Origin of the sequence: Streptomyces zinciresistens K42, from assembly GCF_000225525.1 — a bacterium.
Classification (GTDB): Bacteria; Actinomycetota; Actinomycetes; order Streptomycetales; family Streptomycetaceae; genus Streptomyces; species Streptomyces zinciresistens.
On sequence record NZ_AGBF01000071.1, the window covers coordinates 14,671 to 29,986 of the forward strand.

General features: G+C 75.2%; 11 protein-coding genes and 1 riboswitch. Of the genes, 2 read left to right on the forward strand and 9 right to left on the reverse strand.

Going from position 1 to position 15,316, the window contains the following annotated elements:
- Positions 1-50: 50 nt before the first annotated feature.
- The 9 genes from cobI to SZN_RS19840 form a co-directional block, all read right to left on the reverse strand.
- Positions 51-782: a precorrin-2 C(20)-methyltransferase gene (cobI, locus tag SZN_RS19800; protein WP_007497802.1), complete on the reverse strand. Its 732-nt coding sequence runs from the start codon at positions 780-782 to the stop codon at positions 51-53.
- Positions 779-2,128 (reverse strand): cobyrinic acid a,c-diamide synthase CobB, encoded by a 1,350-nt coding sequence (locus tag SZN_RS19805; protein ID WP_043731892.1) that lies wholly within the window; start codon positions 2,126-2,128, stop codon positions 779-781. Before SZN_RS19805 ends, cobI begins: the two co-directional genes overlap by 4 nt.
- A complete protein-coding gene (gene cobO / locus SZN_RS19810) occupies positions 2,125-2,724 on the reverse strand; it encodes a cob(I)yrinic acid a,c-diamide adenosyltransferase (protein WP_007497806.1) in 600 nt (199 codons plus the stop codon). Before cobO ends, SZN_RS19805 begins: the two co-directional genes overlap by 4 nt.
- Positions 2,724-4,721 (reverse strand): putative cobaltochelatase, encoded by a 1,998-nt coding sequence (locus tag SZN_RS19815; protein ID WP_007497808.1) that lies wholly within the window; start codon positions 4,719-4,721, stop codon positions 2,724-2,726. Before SZN_RS19815 ends, cobO begins: the two co-directional genes overlap by 1 nt.
- Positions 4,718-8,371: a cobaltochelatase subunit CobN gene (gene cobN / locus SZN_RS19820; RefSeq protein ID WP_043731883.1), complete on the reverse strand. Its 3,654-nt coding sequence runs from the start codon at positions 8,369-8,371 to the stop codon at positions 4,718-4,720. The genes SZN_RS19815 and cobN overlap by 4 nt, the downstream gene beginning before the upstream one ends.
- Entirely contained in the window at positions 8,368-9,876 is a 1,509-nt protein-coding gene (locus SZN_RS19825; protein WP_007497812.1) for a cobyric acid synthase, read from the reverse strand. The genes cobN and SZN_RS19825 overlap by 4 nt, the downstream gene beginning before the upstream one ends.
- Positions 9,873-10,835, reverse strand: coding sequence for a cobalamin biosynthesis protein (locus SZN_RS19830; RefSeq protein ID WP_007497814.1), 963 nt, complete (start codon positions 10,833-10,835; stop codon positions 9,873-9,875). Before SZN_RS19830 ends, SZN_RS19825 begins: the two co-directional genes overlap by 4 nt.
- A gap of 102 nt (positions 10,836-10,937) precedes the next feature.
- Positions 10,938-11,066, reverse strand: a riboswitch (cobalamin riboswitch).
- Between the two features lie 119 nt (positions 11,067-11,185).
- Positions 11,186-11,407 (reverse strand): hypothetical protein, encoded by a 222-nt coding sequence (locus SZN_RS19835; protein ID WP_007497816.1) that lies wholly within the window; start codon positions 11,405-11,407, stop codon positions 11,186-11,188.
- Between the two features lie 42 nt (positions 11,408-11,449).
- Positions 11,450-12,679 (reverse strand): inorganic phosphate transporter, encoded by a 1,230-nt coding sequence (locus SZN_RS19840; protein WP_007497817.1) that lies wholly within the window; start codon positions 12,677-12,679, stop codon positions 11,450-11,452.
- Positions 12,680-13,014: 335 nt separating this feature from the next.
- Between SZN_RS19840 and SZN_RS19845 the strand changes: the two genes are divergently transcribed.
- Both SZN_RS19845 and SZN_RS19850 read left to right on the forward strand, forming a co-directional pair.
- Positions 13,015-13,722: a class II aldolase/adducin family protein gene (locus SZN_RS19845; RefSeq protein ID WP_007497819.1), complete on the forward strand. Its 708-nt coding sequence runs from the start codon at positions 13,015-13,017 to the stop codon at positions 13,720-13,722.
- Between the two features lie 111 nt (positions 13,723-13,833).
- Positions 13,834-14,964 carry an alpha/beta hydrolase gene (locus SZN_RS19850; protein WP_007497821.1) on the forward strand — a complete coding sequence of 377 codons (1,131 nt, stop codon included), beginning with the start codon at positions 13,834-13,836 and terminating at the stop codon, positions 14,962-14,964.
- Positions 14,965-15,316 lie beyond the last annotated feature (352 nt).

Below are 15,316 nucleotides of genomic sequence, written 5' to 3' on the forward strand. Positions count from 1 at the left end.
CTCTCCTACAGGGATGAACGGGGGTCGGGATCGGGGGCGCCGCAGGGGGCTCAGAGCTTGCCGCCCCGGCCGCCCTCACGGCGGGCGGGGGCGATGAGCGTCGACAGGTAGGGCAGCGGGGCCGAGTCGAGGTCCGCGGCGGGCCGGATGGACTCCTCCGGCAGACCCAGCGCCGACCCCCACACCGCGCCGTCGAGCCGCCCGGTCTCCCGCAGCGCCTCGGCGACCTCGCGCGCCTGCCGCCCGAACTTGTACGCGACGACCGTCCCCGGCCCGGCGAGGGCCTCCTTGAGCACGGTCGCGCCCGCGGTCACCGGCACCAGCGTCAGGGGTTCCGTCCCCTCGGTGAGCACCGCGCCCGACCGGGCGGCGAGGTCCTGCATGGCGGTGATGCCGGGGACCGTCTCGACGGCGGTGCCCGGCACCGCGGCCGCGACGGTCTGGGCGAGATAGGTGAACGTGGAGTAGACGTTCGGGTCGCCGATGGTGGCGAAGGCGACCGTGCCGTGCTGCCGCAGCAGCGCCGCGACCCGCTCGCCCGCCGCGTCCCAGGCGGCCTCGCGCCGGGACCGGTCGGTCCGCTCGTTCAGCGCGAACACCACCCGCAGGACCTTCTCCGCGGGCACGTAGTGCAGCACCGTCGCCTCGGCCCGCCCGCGCTCCCCGGTGTCCATCACGGGCACCACGACGACGTCGGCCGCCCGCAGCGCGTTGACGCCCTTGACGGTCACCAGCTCCGGATCGCCGGGACCGACCCCGACCCCGATCAGCCTGCTGTTCATGACGTCCGGCACCTCTCCACGAACCGACGGGCGACACCGGGCTCGGCGGCCCAGTGCGTGTGCAGATAACTCGCGTGCACGCCCTGCTGTACGAAACCCTCGACGCGCCGCGCGGGCGCGACCACCCCCCAGGCCGGCGCCGCCCCCGCGCCCGGCTCGATCACGGTCCGGTGGAACTCGTGCGCCCGCATCCGCGTCCCGGCGGCGGCCAGGGAGCTGTCGCCGACGGCGACGGCGTCCCGGTAGCCGAGCGTCAGCCGCTCGCCCATCCGCGCGTCCGCGTCCAGCACCCCGCACATGGGCTGCCCGTCCAGCGCGCGGCACAGATAGAGCAGCCCCGCGCACTCGGCGGCGACGGGGGCGCCGGACCCGGCGAGGGCGGCGACCTCCTTGCGCAGCCGCTCGTTGGCCGACAGCTCGGGCGCGTACACCTCGGGGAACCCGCCGCCGACGACCAACCCGCCCGTACCCTCGGGCAGTTGCTCGTCCCGCAGCGGATCGAAGGGGACGACCTCGGCGCCCGCGGCGGTGAGCAGCTCGCCGTGCTCGGCGTAGGAGAACGTGAACGCGGGACCCGAGGCGACGGCGACGCGCCGCCGGGCGCCGCCGACCGCGGGCGGGGGCTCCCAGGGCTCGCACGCGAGGGAGCCCGCGCTGCGCGCCAGCGCCTCCAGCGCCGCCAGGTCGCAGCCGGAGCGGACCTGCTCGGCCATCGCGGCGACCGCGTCCACGGCGTCCGCCCGCCGCTCGGCGACCGGCACCAGGCCCAGATGCCGCGACGGCGTGTCCACCCGGGCCACCCGCCGCAGCGCCCCCAGCACCGGCACCCCCGCCGACTCCAGTGCCTCCCGCAGCAGTTCCTCGTGCCGGTCCGAGGCGACCTTGTTCAGGATCACGCCCCCGACCCGCACCCGCGGGTCCCAGGAGGCGAACCCGTGCACCAGCGCCGCCACCGACCGGGACTGCGAGGAGGCGTCCACGACCAGCACCACCGGCGCCCCCAGCAGCCGCGCCACCTGGGCGGTGGAGGCCAGTTCGCCCTCCCCGGCGGCCCCGTCGTACAGCCCCATCACGCCCTCGACGACCGCGATGTCGCAGCCGCGCGCCCCGTTGAGGAACAGCGGGCCGATCAGCTCCGGCCCGCACAGGTACGCGTCGAGGTTGCGCCCCGTGCGCCCGGTGGCGAGCGCGTGGTAGCCGGGGTCGATGTAGTCCGGGCCCACCTTGTGCGGGGACACGGCGAGCCCCCGCGCGGCGAACGCGGCCATCAGCCCGGTGGCGACGGTGGTCTTGCCGCTGCCGGAGGACGGCGCGGCGACGACCAGCCGGGGGACGGACCCGCTCACCACTCGATGCCCCTCTGCCCCTTCTGGCCGGCGTCCATCGGGTGCTTGACCTTGGACATGTCGGTCACCAGGTCGGCGTGGTCGACCAGCGCCCGCGGCGCGTTGCGACCGGTGATCACGACGTGCTGGGTGCCGGGCCGGGCGCGCAGCACCTCCACCACCTCGTCGGTGTCGACCCAGCCCCAGTGCAGCGGGTACGCGAACTCGTCGAGCACGTACAGCCGGTACGTCTCGGCCGCCAGATCCCGCTTCACCTGCTCCCAGCCCTCGCGGGCCTTGTCCTCGTTGTCCGTCTGCGCGTCGCGCTGCACCCAGGACCAGCCCTCGCCCATCTTGTGCCAGTCGACGGACCCGCCCTCGCCGGAGGCGCCGAGGACCCGCAGCGCGTTCTCCTCGCCGACCTTCCACTTGGCCGACTTCACGAACTGGAACACCCCGATCGGCCAGCCCTGGTTCCAGGCCCGCAGCGCCAGCCCGAAGGCGGCGGTGGACTTGCCCTTGCCGACGCCGGTGTGCACGACCACGAGCGGCCGGTTGCGCCGCTGACGCGTCGTCAGCCCGTCGTCCGGCACCACACTCGGCTGCCCCTGCGGCACTACGCGGCCCTCCCCTGCACGTCCTTCACCAGCGCGGCGATCGAGTCCGCCCGCAACTCCTCCAACGTCACCGCCGTACCGCCCAGTTCACCCGCGAGCCGCCCCGCGAGCCCCAGCCGCACCGGCCCGGACTCGCAGTCCACGACCACACTGGCCACGTCCCCGGCCGCGAACAGCCGGGCCGCCCGCCCCGCGAGCGCGACTGGCTCCGGACCGCCCGTGGCCCGCCCGTCGGTCACCACGACCACCAGCGCCCGCCGGGCGGGATCGCGCAGCCGCTCCACCCGCAGCACCTCGTGGGCCTTGAGCAGCCCGGCCGCCAGCGGGGTGCGCCCGCCGGTCGGCAGCGACTCCAGCCGGACCGCCGCCGCGTCCACCGACGACGTCGGCGGCAGCGCCACGTCCGCGGCCGTCCCGCGGAACGTCACCAGCCCCACCTTGTCCCGCCGCTGATAGGCGTCCAGCAGCAGCGACAGCACGGCGCCCTTGACCGCGCCCATCCGCTGCCGTGCCGCCATCGACCCGGAGGCGTCCACCACGAACAGCACGAGATTGCCCTCGCGGCCCTCCCGCACGGCCTGGCGCAGATCGTCCCGGCGCACCACGAGACCGCGCCCCGCCCGCCCCCGGGCCCGCTGATGCGGCGCCGCCGCCTGCACGGTGGCCGCCAGATGCAGCTTGGTCAGCGCGCCCCGGGGCCGGCGCGCCCCGGTGGTGCGCCCGTGCTCGGTCCTGGCCCGCGAGCGCCGGCCCGCGGCACCCTCACCGACGCCCGGCACGCTCAGCACCTTCGTGCGGAACGGCTCGGACGCCCGCGCGGGCGTGCGCTCCCCGGCGCCCGAGGTCTGCGGCTCGCCGTCGTCACCGGCCTCCGGGCGCGCGGCGGAGCCCCCGCCGTCCTGCGGGCCCTCGGCCGGCGGCTGCCCGCCACCGCCGTCGGGTCCGCCGGGCCCGGGGTCCGGATCGGGGTCGTCGTCCTCGGACCCGCCGAACTCCTCCAGGGTCTCGTCGAGCCGGTCCTCGTCCAGACCGGGCGCGTCGAAGGGGTTGCGGCGCCTGCGGTGCGGCAGCGCGAGCAGCGCCGCCTGCCGCACGTCCTCGGCGAGCACGCCGGTCCGCCCGGCCCACGCGGCCAGCGCGGTCGCCGTACGGGCCATCACGATGTCGGCCCGCATCCCGTCCACCTCGAAGGCGGCACAGGTCGCCGCGATCTGCCGCAGCGCCCCGTCGCCCAGCCGCACCGACGGCAGCAGCTCCCGCGCGGCGACGACGCGCTGCCGTACGGCACGCTCCTCGTCCGCCCACCGGGCGGCGAAGGCGTCCGGGCCGTCGTCGTAGGCGAGGCGCCGCCGTACGACCTCCACCCGCTGGTCCGGCTCGCGCGAGGCCGCCACCTCGACGGTCAGCCCGAACCGGTCGAGCAGCTGCGGCCGCAGCTCGCCCTCCTCGGGGTTCATCGTGCCGACGAGCAGGAACCGGGCGGCGTGCCGCACCGACACGCCCTCGCGCTCGACGTACGAGGCGCCCATGGCCGCCGCGTCCAGCAGCAGGTCGACCAGGTGGTCGTGCAGGAGGTTGACCTCGTCGACGTACAGGATTCCGCGGTGGGCGTCGGCGAGCAGGCCCGGCTCGAACGCCTTCACGCCCTCGGCCAGGGCCCGTTCGATGTCCAGCGCGCCCACCAGCCGGTCCTCGGAGGCGCCGACCGGCAGCTCCACCATGCGGGCCGGCCGGTGCGCGCCCGGCCCGCCGTCCTCGTGCGGGCCGTCGGGACAGGCCGGGTCGGGCGCGCCCGGGTCACAGGAGAAGCGGCAGCCGGCCACCACCGGCACCGCGGGCAGCAGCGCCGAAAGGGCCCGCACCGCCGTCGACTTGGCGGTGCCCTTCTCACCGCGCACCAGCACGCCGCCGACCGCCGGTGACACGGCGTTCAGCAGCAGCGCGAGCCGCAGGTCGTCCTGGCCGACCACGGCCGTGAAAGGGAAGGGGGTGCTCACTTCTCGTCGCCCTCCAGGTCGCCTTCGAGTTCGAGGTAGGTGGCGCGCAGCCGCTCCAGCGTGTCCGCGTCCGGCTCGGCCCACAAGCCGCGCTCGGCCGCCTCCAGGAGCCGCTCGGTGATGCCGCGCAGCGCCCACGGGTTGGACTTCTTCATGAAGTCGCGGTTCTCGGCGTCGAAGACGTACTCGGCCGAGAGCTTCTCGTACATCCAGTCGTCGACGACACCCGCCGTGGCGTCGTACCCGAACAGGTAGTCCACGGTCGCCGCCATCTCGAAGGCGCCCTTGTAGCCGTGCCGCCGCATCGCCGCCATCCAGCGCGGGTTGACCACCCGGGCCCGGAAGACCCGGTGGGTCTCCTCGCCCAGCGTGCGGGTGCGCACCTGGTCCGGCGTCGCCGAATCGCCCACGTACGCCTCGGGGTTGGCACCGGTCAGATGACGCACCATGGCCACCATGCCGCCGTGGTACTGGAAGTAGTCGTCGGCGTCGACCAGGTCGTGCTCACGGGTGTCGACGTTCTTCGCCGCGACCGCGATCCGTTTGAACGCGGTCTCCATGTCGCCGCGCGCCGGGCGCCCGTCGAGCCCGCGCCCGTAGGCGTAGCCGCCCCACACCGCGTACACCTCGGCGAGGTCGGCGTCCGAGCGCCAGTTGCGGGCGTCGATCAGCGGCAGCAGGCCGGCGCCGTACGCGCCCGGCTTGGAGCCGAACACCCGGGCCGTCGCCCGCCGCCGGTCGCCGTGCTCGGCGGTGTCCTCGTCGGCGTGCGCCTTCACGAAGTTGACGTCCGCCGGCTCGTCCAGTTCGGCCACCGTGCGCACCGCGTCGTCGATCAGCCCGACCACGTGCGGGAACGCGTCCCGGAAGAACCCGGAGATACGGACCGTGACGTCGATGCGCGGCCGCCCCAGCTCCGCGGGCGCGATCACCTCGAAGCCCGTCACCCGGCGCGAGGCGTCGTCCCACACCGGCCGGCAGCCCAGCAGCGCCAGGATCTCCGCGATGTCGTCGCCCTGGGTGCGCATCGCGGACGTGCCCCACACCGTCAGACCGACGGACTTCGGATACGCGCCGGTGTCCTGGAGGTAGCGCTGCACCAGCGAGTCCGCGAGGGACTGGCCGACCTCCCAACTCAGCCTGGACGGAATGGCCTTGGGGTCCACGGAGTAGAAGTTGCGGCCGGTCGGCAGGACGTTGACCAGACCGCGCGTCGGCGAACCCGACGGGCCCGCGGGGACGTAACCGCCGTCCAGCGCCTTGAGGATGTGGCCGATCTCGTCGGTGGTCCGGGCCAGCCGCGGCACCACCTCCTCGCAGGCGAACCCCAGCACGGCGACGGCCTCCGGGAGTTCGCTGCCCAGCACCTCCCGCACCAGGCCGGGCACGGCCGCCGTCTCCCACGCCCGCGCCTCCATGCCCTCGGCCAGCCGCCGGCACAGCTGCTCCAGCAGGTCGACGGCGTCGGCCGCGCTGCGCGCGGGGCCCTCCACCAGGTCCGTCAGCTCGGCGGGCGCCTTGACCGGAGCCCCCGGCTCGGCCAGCAACTCCTTCTCGTCCAGCCCGAAACGGGCCGCCAGCGAGGCCCGCAGGCCCGGCAGCGCGTGGGCCTGCCCGCCCCACACCTGGGAGGCGCGCAGCACCGCGAGCACCAGGTTCACCCGCGGCTCACCGGCCGGCCCGCCGCCCAGCACATGCAGTCCGTCGCGGATCTGCACGTCCTTGATCTCGCACAGATAACCGTCGATGTGCATGACGAACGCGTCGAAGTCGTCGTCGCCCGGCTGCTCGTCGACATGCAGGTCGTTGTGGAGCTCGGCCGCCTTCACCAGCGTCCAGATCTGCGCGCGCACCGCCGGGGCCTTGGCCGGGTCCAGGTCGGAGACGAGCGCGTACTCGTCGAGCAGCTGCTCCAGCTTGGCCAGGTCGCCGTAGGTGTCGGCGCGGGCCATCGGCGGCACCAGGTGGTCGACGACGGTGGCGTGCCCGCGCCGCTTGGCCTGGGTGCCCTCGCCGGGGTCGTTGACGATGAACGGGTAGATCAGCGGCAGGTCCCCGAGCACGGGGTCCGGCGCGCAGCCGCCGCCCAGGCCGAGTCCTTTGCCGGGCAGCCACTCCATGGTGCCGTGCTTGCCCATGTGGACGACCGCGTCGGCGCCGAAGCCGTGCTCCAGCCAGCGGTAGGCCGCCATGTAGTGGTGCGAGGGCGGCATGTCCGGGTCGTGGTAGATCGCGATGGGGTTCTCCCCGAAGCCGCGCGGCGGCTGGATCATCACGACGACGTTCCCGAACCGCAGCGACGCCAGCACGATGTCGTCGCCGTCGACGTAGAGCGAGCCCGGCGGCTCCCCCCACGCCCGCGTCATCGCCTCCCGCAGCTCCGGGTCGAGCCGGCCGAACCACTCCCGGTAGTCGGCCAGCGGGACCCGCGCGGACGCGGCGGCCAGCTGGTCCTCGGTCAGCCACTCGACGTCGTGGCCGCCGGCCTCGATCAGCCGGTGGATCAGCTCGTCGCCCCCCGAGGGGTACGCGGTCAGCGCGTAGCCGGCCTCCCGCAGCGCGTCCAGCACCCGCACCGCGGACGCGGGCGTGTCCAGCCCCACCGCGTTGCCGACCCGTGAGTGCTTGGTCGGGTAGGCGGTGAACACGAGCGCCAGCTTCTTCTCCGCGTTCGGCTTGTGCCGCAGCCGCGCGTGCCGTACTGCGATCCCGGCGACCCGCGCGGCCCGCTCGGGGTCGGCCACGTACACGGGCACGTCGTCCGGGCCCTGCTCCTTGAACGAGAACGGGACCGTGATCAGGCGTCCGTCGAACTCCGGGATCGCGACCTGCATCGCCGCGTCCATGGGGGACAGGGCGGCGTCGGACTCCTGCCACGCGGCCCGCGAGGAGGTGAGGCAGAGCCCCTGGAGCACGGGCACGTCCAGCTCGGCGAGCCGGCCGACGTCCCACGCCTCCTCGTCGCCGCCCGCCGACGCCTGCGAGGCGTGCGTGCCGCCCGCCGCGAGAACCGTGGCGACCAGCGCGTCGGCCCCGCCCAGCAGGTCGAACAGACCCTCGTCGGCGCCGCGCAGCGAACCGCAGTACACCGGCAGCGCGTTGGCGCCGTGCGCCTCGACCGCCTCGCACAGGGTGTCCACGAACCCGGTGTTGCCGCTCAGTTCGTGGGCCCGGTAGAACAGCACGCCGACCGTCGGCCGCCCCTCGACGCGGGGGCGCGCGCCGTGGACGCCGTACTCGGGCATCCTGTGCGGCTCCTCGAACCCCTCGCCGGTCAGCAGCACCGTGTCGGAGAGGAACCGGGCCAGTTCGTTGAGGTTGGCGGGGCCGCCCTCGACGAGGTACTTCAGCGCCTCGGCCACCACACCGGCCGGGACCGACGACTCCGCCATCAGCTCGGCGTCCGGCACGCTCTCGCCGCCGAGCAGCACCGTGGGCACCCCCGACGCCTTCAGCGCCGCGAGCCCCTCCTCCCAGGCGCGCTTGCCGCCCAGCAGCCGTACGACGGCGATGTCCGCGCCGTCGAGGAGCGCGGGCAGCTCGGCCGCGGCGTCCACGCGGGTGGGGTTGCCGATGCGGTAGCCGGCCCCGGCGGCACGCGCCGCCAGGAGGTCCGTGTCGGCGGTCGACAACAACAACACTGTGCTCATGCGGGCGCTCCCGGTGGAATGAAGGGCAGTCCTTGCGGCGCGCCGGACTCGATGAGCCGCCACAGCGCGTCCGTGTCCGCGTGCTGTTCGATCAGGTCGCCGAGCCGGTCGAGCTGCTCCTCGCGCAGCGCGGCGAACGAGGTGCCGGGGTCCGGCACGAAGCGGCGGCCCGCGGCGGCGGCCACCTCGCGCAGGAAGGCCCGCCGGAAGCCGTCCGACTCCAGGGAGCCGTGCCAGTGCGTGCCCCAGGTCCGGCCGACCCGGCAGCCGTCCAGGAAGGGCTCGCCGCCGGTGACCTCGGCGACCCCGTGGTGGATCTCGTACCCCTCGACCCGCTCCCCGAGGGCTTCGCCGACGGGACGGGTGAGCGTCTTCTCGCGGGCGAACCGCACCCGCACGGGGAGCAGTCCGAGCCCGTCGACCCGCCCGCGCCGGCTCTCCACGTCGTCCTCGATGCGCTCGCCGAGGAGCTGGAAGCCGCCGCAGATCCCGAGGACCGGCCGCTCCTCGGCGGCCCGGCGCGCGAGGGCGCTCGCGAGCCCCCGCTCCCGCAGCCAGTCCAGGGCGCGGACGGTGCCCCGGGTCCCGGGCACGATCACGAGGTCCGCGTCCGCCAGTTCCTCCGGCCGGTCCGCGAACCGCACGACGACGCCCGGCTCGGCGGCCAGCGCGTCGACGTCCGTGAAGTTGGACATCAGCGGCACCGCGCAGACCGCGACCCGCAGCACGTCCTCGCCGACGGGCGGGGCGACGGCCAGCTCCCGCACGGTCCCGCGCAGGGACACCCGCAGGCCGTCCTCCTCGTCGATGCCGAGGCCGTGCCGGAACGGCAGGACGCCGTAGGTACGCCGTCCCGTGAGGCCGTGCAGCATGTCGAGGCCCGGCTCCAGCAGGCCCGCGTCCCCGCGGAACTTGTTCACCAGGAACCCGGCGACGAGTTCCTGGTCCTCGGCGGAGAGCAGCGCCACCGTCCCGAAGAAGGAGGCGAAGACGCCGCCGCGGTCGATGTCGCCGACGACCAGCACGGGCAGCCGCGCGTTGCGGGCGACGCCCATGTTGACGATGTCGGTCCGGCGCAGGTTGATCTCGGCGGGCGACCCCGCCCCCTCGCAGATCACCGCGTCGTACGTGGACCGCAGTTCGGTCAGGCAGTCGAGCACGGTACCGAGCAACCGCTCCTGGCGGCCCCCGTGGTAGCCGCGCGCGCTCATCTCGCCGACCGGCTTGCCCAGCAGGACGACCTGACTGCTGCGCTCACCGCCCGGCTTGAGCAGCACGGGGTTCATCAGCGCGGTCGGCTCGACCCGGCACGCCTGCGCCTGCATGGCCTGCGCCCGCCCGATCTCGGCGCCCTCGCGGGTGACGAACGAGTTCAGCGACATGTTCTGCGCCTTGAAGGGGGCGACCTTGACGCCCTGGCGCACCAGCCACCGGCAGATCCCGGCGGTGACGACGCTCTTGCCGGCGTCGGAGGTGGTCCCGGCGACCAGCAGTCCGCCGCTCATGACGTCCGTCCTCTCCGGCCGCGCTCCCGCCGCGCCAGCAGCCGGGCGCCGGCGCACACGCCCAGCGCCAGCCAGCCGACCCGCCGCGAGAGCCGCACGGCACGCTCGATGTCCCCGGTCCGCACGGCACGTCCGGCCGCGCCGTTCAGCACGGGCCGGTGCTCGACCCGCCCGCCGTACGACAGCGTCCCGCCGAGCCGTACGCCGAGGGCGCCCGCGAACGCGGCCTCCACCGGACCGGCGTTGGGGCTCGGATGCCGTCGCGCGTCGGCGCGCCAGGCGGTGGCGGCGCCGCGCGGATCGCCGCCCGCGACGGTGGCGAGTACGGCGGTCAGCCGGGCGCCCGGCCAGCCGGCCACGTCGTCGAGGCGGGCCGAGGCCCAGCCGTAGCGCAGGTGGCGGGGCGACCTGTGCCCGACCATCGCGTCGAGGGTGTTCACGGCGCGGAAGCCGACCAGCCCCGGCACACCGGCGACGGCACCCCACACGAGGGCGCCGACCACCGCGTCGGAGGTGTTCTCGGCGACGGACTCCACGACGGCGCGGGCGATGCCGTCCGCGTCCAGCGCCCGCGGGTCGCGCCCGCACAGGTGCGGCAGCCGCGCGCGGGCGCCCTCGACGTCCCCGGCCTCCAGGGCGCGTGCGACGGTCCGGGCCTCCCGGGCCAGTGAGGTGCCCCCGACCACGGCCCAGGTGGCCGCGCCGGTCAGGGCGGCGGAGGCCGCCGGCGAGGTCCGCACGAGACGGGCGGCCAGGGCGCCGGCCCCGGCGGCGGCGCCCACGCACACCGCGGTGTGCAGGGCGCCGCGGGCGCGGTCGTCACGCCACAGCAGCCGCTCCACGCCCGCCGCCGCACGTCCGAACACGGCGACCGGATGCCCGCGGCGGGGATCGCCGAGCAGGAGGTCACCGAGGAGTCCGGCGGTGGCGCCGTACGCGAAGACGCGATCGGCACGCACGGGGGTCAGCCGGCTGTGGGCTGACGGAGACGTCCAAAGGTGCGGGGCGATCGGCAGACGCGCATGGCGGTATGTCCTCACTCAGGGTGTCCACGCCCTGGTTCGACGAGACCGGCGGCGAGAGTTCCTGGCTCCCGGGGGTTACTACCCCGGTGACAGTGGCGGGACCGCGCCGGATTCGCACCGGCTTCCTCTCCTGCCGCCGTGGCTGGCCCCGGAAGTCCACCATGGGACGGGAGGGCCGTCAACTTGCCTTTGACCTGCGAAGGGAGAGTGTGCGCAGGCCCACACGGAGGTGGGGGGCGGGACGGTGGTCCGTCCCGCCCCCCAGGGGTTCTCGCGCCCGTGCGTCAGGCGACGATGAGGTAGATGCCGTAGCCGACGGCCGCGACGCACGCCGCGAAGCAGGCGTAGGCGCAGGTGACCGCGAGCGCGGCCGAGTCGCCCTGGGCCGCCGCGCGTTCGCGGCGGGACAGGCCGGAGATGCCGAGGGTGAACAGGCCCACCAGGGCCACCGTGACCACGAGGCTGACACCGAAGACGGAGCCGAGGGCCGCCCAGTCGATCTTCATGCTTCTACTTCCTTGGGTAACCGGGGGAGGGGTGACCGGAGGTCAGACCGACGCCTTGCGGGGCGTCTCGGCGGTCTGGGCCGGGGCCGCGGCGGCCAGGTCCGCGGGGACCGTGCCGGCCGGGGGCGGGGTCACGGCGGCCACCGCGGTGGTCACCACGCCGGCCGGCTCGTCGGTCTCGTTGACGTTGGTGTGGTCGACGACCTCCCGGCGGGAGATCTTCCAGATGCCGGCGCTGGAGCCGACGAGGAAGACCGCGACGACGGCCGTGCCCCAGGCGCCGAAGCCGGTGACGTACTCGGCGAGCGCGCCGACCAGCGCGGCGGCCGGCAGCGTCAGGCCCCAGGCGACGAACATCCGGGTGGCGGTCGACCAGCGCACGACGCCGCCCTTGCGGCCGAGTCCGGCGCCCATCACCGCGCCGGAGACGGAGTGCGTGGTGGACAGCGAGAAGCCGAGGTTGGAGGAGGCGAGGATGACCGTGGCCGCGCTGGTCTGGGCGGCGAAGCCCTGCTGCGGCTGGAGGTCGGTCAGGCCCTTGCCCATGGTGCGGATGATGCGCCAGCCGCCGAGGTAGGTGCCGAGCGCGATGGCGATGCCCGCCGAGAGGATGACCCACATGGGCGGGTCGGAGTCCGGGGCGAGGGTGCCGCCCGCGACGAGGGCGAGGGTGATGACGCCCATGGTCTTCTGCGCGTCGTTGGTGCCGTGCGCGAGGGAGACGAGTCCGGCGGACGCGATCTGGCCGGCGCGGTAGCCCTTCTCCGAGGCCCGCCCGTCGGCCTTCCTGCCGAGCTTGTACGTGAGCCGGGTGGCGAGCATCGCGGCGAGGCCGGCGACGATCGGGGCGGCGACGGCCGGGATGAGGACCTTGGTGACGAGCGCGTCACCGTTGACCGCGCCGATGCCCGCCGAGGCGACGGTGGCGCCGATGAGGCCGCCCATGAGGGCGTGCGACGAACTCGAGGGCAGGCCCACCAGCCAGGTCAGGAGGTTCCAGAGGATCGCGCCGACCAACGCGGCGAAGATGACCTCGGGACGGATGCCGGCCTCGTCGACGAGACCCTTGGAGATCGTGTTGGCGACCTCCACGGAGAGGAAGGCGCCCACAAGGTTCAGCACGGCGGACATGGCCACCGCGACCTTGGGCTTGAGCGCACCGGTCGAGATGGTGGTGGCCATCGCGTTGGCGGTGTCGTGAAAACCGTTCGTGAAATCGAACGCGAGTGCGGTGACCACCACAATCGCGAGGATCAGCGAGAAGTTTTCCATTTACCCAGGCAATCGTTCGAAGTCATTGGCTGGATGAACGTAGGTAACCTGGATGAACGGAAGATGAACTGGGGCGGGCGTCGTGGTGTCCGGGAGGGCGGGTTTCCCCCATGAGGGGAGCCGCCCGCGCGTCCCCGGGCGCCCCTGGGACCTGCCGCCCCGGACGGGCCGCCGAGGCCGCCGCGCGGGACCGCCGATGAGATCCCGGTCACCCCGTCGGGGCCGCCCCGGTCGCTCCCGTACGCCCCTGCGATCCGCGCCCACCGCGCCCCGAAGTGCCCGGGACCCGGCCGGACTTGAGGCGGCGCCACAGCCCCGGATGGCAGGATCGCCGTATGACCGAGGAGCGGCGGGACGAGCGGGACGGACAGGACGCGGCGGCGCGCACGAGGAGCGCCTTCCCGGAGGAGGTGCGGGCCTGGGACGACCTCGTGGCGACGGCCCGCCGGACGGTCGGGGACGGACTCGTCGTCGGCACGTCGGGCAACGTCTCGGTGCGGGTAGGGGACACGGTACTGGTCACCCCGTCGGGCGTGCCCTACGACCGGCTGACCCCGCGGGACGTCACCGGGGTCGCCCTCGACGGCACCCAGGTGCTGGGCACGCTCGTGCCGACCAGCGAGCTGCCGATGCACCTCGCCGTGTACCGCGCCACCGGCGCCGGCGCCGTCGTGCACACCCACGCCGTCCACGCCACGGCGGTCTCGACGCTGGTCCCGGAACTCCCGCTGATCCACTACATGGCCGCGGCCCTCGGCGGTCCGGTGCGCGTCGCCCCCTACGCCGCCTACGGCACCGAGGAGTTGGCCGACGGCATGCTCCGCGCCCTCGCCGGCCGCACCGCCTGCCTCCTGCGCAACCACGGCACGACGGCCTACGGCACCACCCTCGACCAGGCGTACGACCGCACGGCCCAGCTGGAGTGGATGTGCAGGGTCTGGCTCACGGCGTCCTCCGTGCCCGGCCTGACCCCCGCCCTGCTCACCGAGCCCCAGGTGGCGGAGGTGGCGCGGCGGTTGCGGGGGTACGGCCAGCGCGGGTAGGCCGCGCCCGGTCCCGTCCCCGGCGCGCGGGCCGCCGCCCGCCGGTCCGTCGCCTCACCCCGAGCCGCCCTCCCGCTGGCCGCCGCCCCGGTCCGCCCGGACACTGGAGGGGTGCGCACTGTCAAAGCGACGGCCGCTGCCGTCACCGTGGCCCTGGCCGCCGGCGCCGCGAGCGTGGCCGCCGGGCGGTTCGCCAGCGGCGCCGCGCTGACGGCGCCCGCCGACCGGCCCCTGCCCACCGAACCCCGGCTCACCGTGCACGCCACGGCCGCCGGCCAGATCGCCCTCACCCGCGACCTCGCCTCGCTGCGGCCCGGCGTCTTCGGCCTCGCGGGCGACGGATCGCACGCGGTCGTCGGCCCCGTCCTGACCGCCGCACGGCACTCCGCCGACTCGGTCGTCCGCCGGCTGGAGCGCGTCACGCACGGCGAGCTGCGGCCCGGCGACAGCGTCTGGCTCACCCCGAACCTCTACGTCGGCGACCCGGGCGCCGCCCTCGGCCTCGACCACGCCGACGTGGACGTCCCGGGCGAACTCGGGCCCCTGCCCGCGTGGTTCGTCCCCGGCACCCGCGACACCTGGGTCATCGCGGTGCACGGCCTGGGCACCACCCGCGAACACGCCATGAACGTCCTGCGGTTCCTCACCGGACGGCACTTCCCGGTACTCGCCCCGGCCTACCGCGGCGACCTCGGCGCGCCCCGCCCGCCGGACGGCCTGCACCACCTCGGCGAGACCGAGTGGCGCGACCTGGACGCGGCGATGCGCTACGCGGTCCGCTACGGCGCCCGGAGCGTCATCCTGCTCGGCTGGTCCACCGGGGCGACGATGGCCCTGCGCGCCGCCGCCCGCTCGGGCCTGCGCGACCGCGTGCGCGGCCTCGTCCTGGACTCGCCGGTCCTCAGCTGGGAGGCCACCCTGCGCGCGCTCGCCACCGCCCGCCACACCCCGAGCGCGCTGCTGCCGCTCGCCGTGCGCGCCGCGCAGGGCCGGGCCGGACTCGACGCCGACCACGGCGGCCGCGGCCCCGCCGCCCCCGAGCGGGTCGCCGTCCCCACGGTGATCTTCCACGGCCCCGGCGACCGGGTCGCCCCCTGGAGCCTGTCCCGGCGGCTCGCCGCGGCCCAGCCCAACCTGGTCTCGCTCCACACGGTCGACCACGCGCCCCACGCCGCCATGTGGAACGCCGACCCCGGGTTCTACGAGGAGAGCCTGCGCCGCTTCCTGACACCGTTCATGTGAGCGCCCGCGCGGGCGCCGACGACGGCCCCCGCGGCGCGGTGGCCGACATTCCGTTTAACCCCGTACCACTGGCCGCCCACCAGCGCCCGGCCGCCCCCGGAACCCCGTGCGTTGGCCATCCCCGTCGCCCCTCGTGACATTCCGTTTGGGTTTTCGGACCGTCAACCGGAAGACTGCACCCGTGACGTCCCGTATCCCGCGCGACTCCAGGCTTCGACTCGTCCGCCCGCGACCCCTGGCCGCCGCCCCCGCAGCCGTCAACCAGCGGCGCCCGCGCCGCGCCGCACCGCGCCCCCCGGAGGGCACGCCGGCCCGCTCGGAACTGGCCCGGTCGGCCCGCTCCCAGCTCGCC

What these genes read in the sequence shown, in the direction of transcription:
- cobN (WP_043731883.1), bottom strand. Translation starts at nt 8,371, where the DNA reads ATGAGCACAGTGTTGTTGTTGTCGACCGCCGACACGGACCTCCTGGCG.
- cobI (WP_007497802.1), bottom strand. Translation starts at nt 782, where the DNA reads ATGAACAGCAGGCTGATCGGGGTCGGGGTCGGTCCCGGCGATCCGGAG.
- SZN_RS19825 (WP_007497812.1), bottom strand. Translation starts at nt 9,876, where the DNA reads ATGAGCGGCGGACTGCTGGTCGCCGGGACCACCTCCGACGCCGGCAAG.
- SZN_RS19845 (WP_007497819.1), top strand. Translation starts at nt 13,015, where the DNA reads ATGACCGAGGAGCGGCGGGACGAGCGGGACGGACAGGACGCGGCGGCG.
- SZN_RS19840 (WP_007497817.1), bottom strand. Translation starts at nt 12,679, where the DNA reads ATGGAAAACTTCTCGCTGATCCTCGCGATTGTGGTGGTCACCGCACTC.
- SZN_RS19835 (WP_007497816.1), bottom strand. Translation starts at nt 11,407, where the DNA reads ATGAAGATCGACTGGGCGGCCCTCGGCTCCGTCTTCGGTGTCAGCCTC.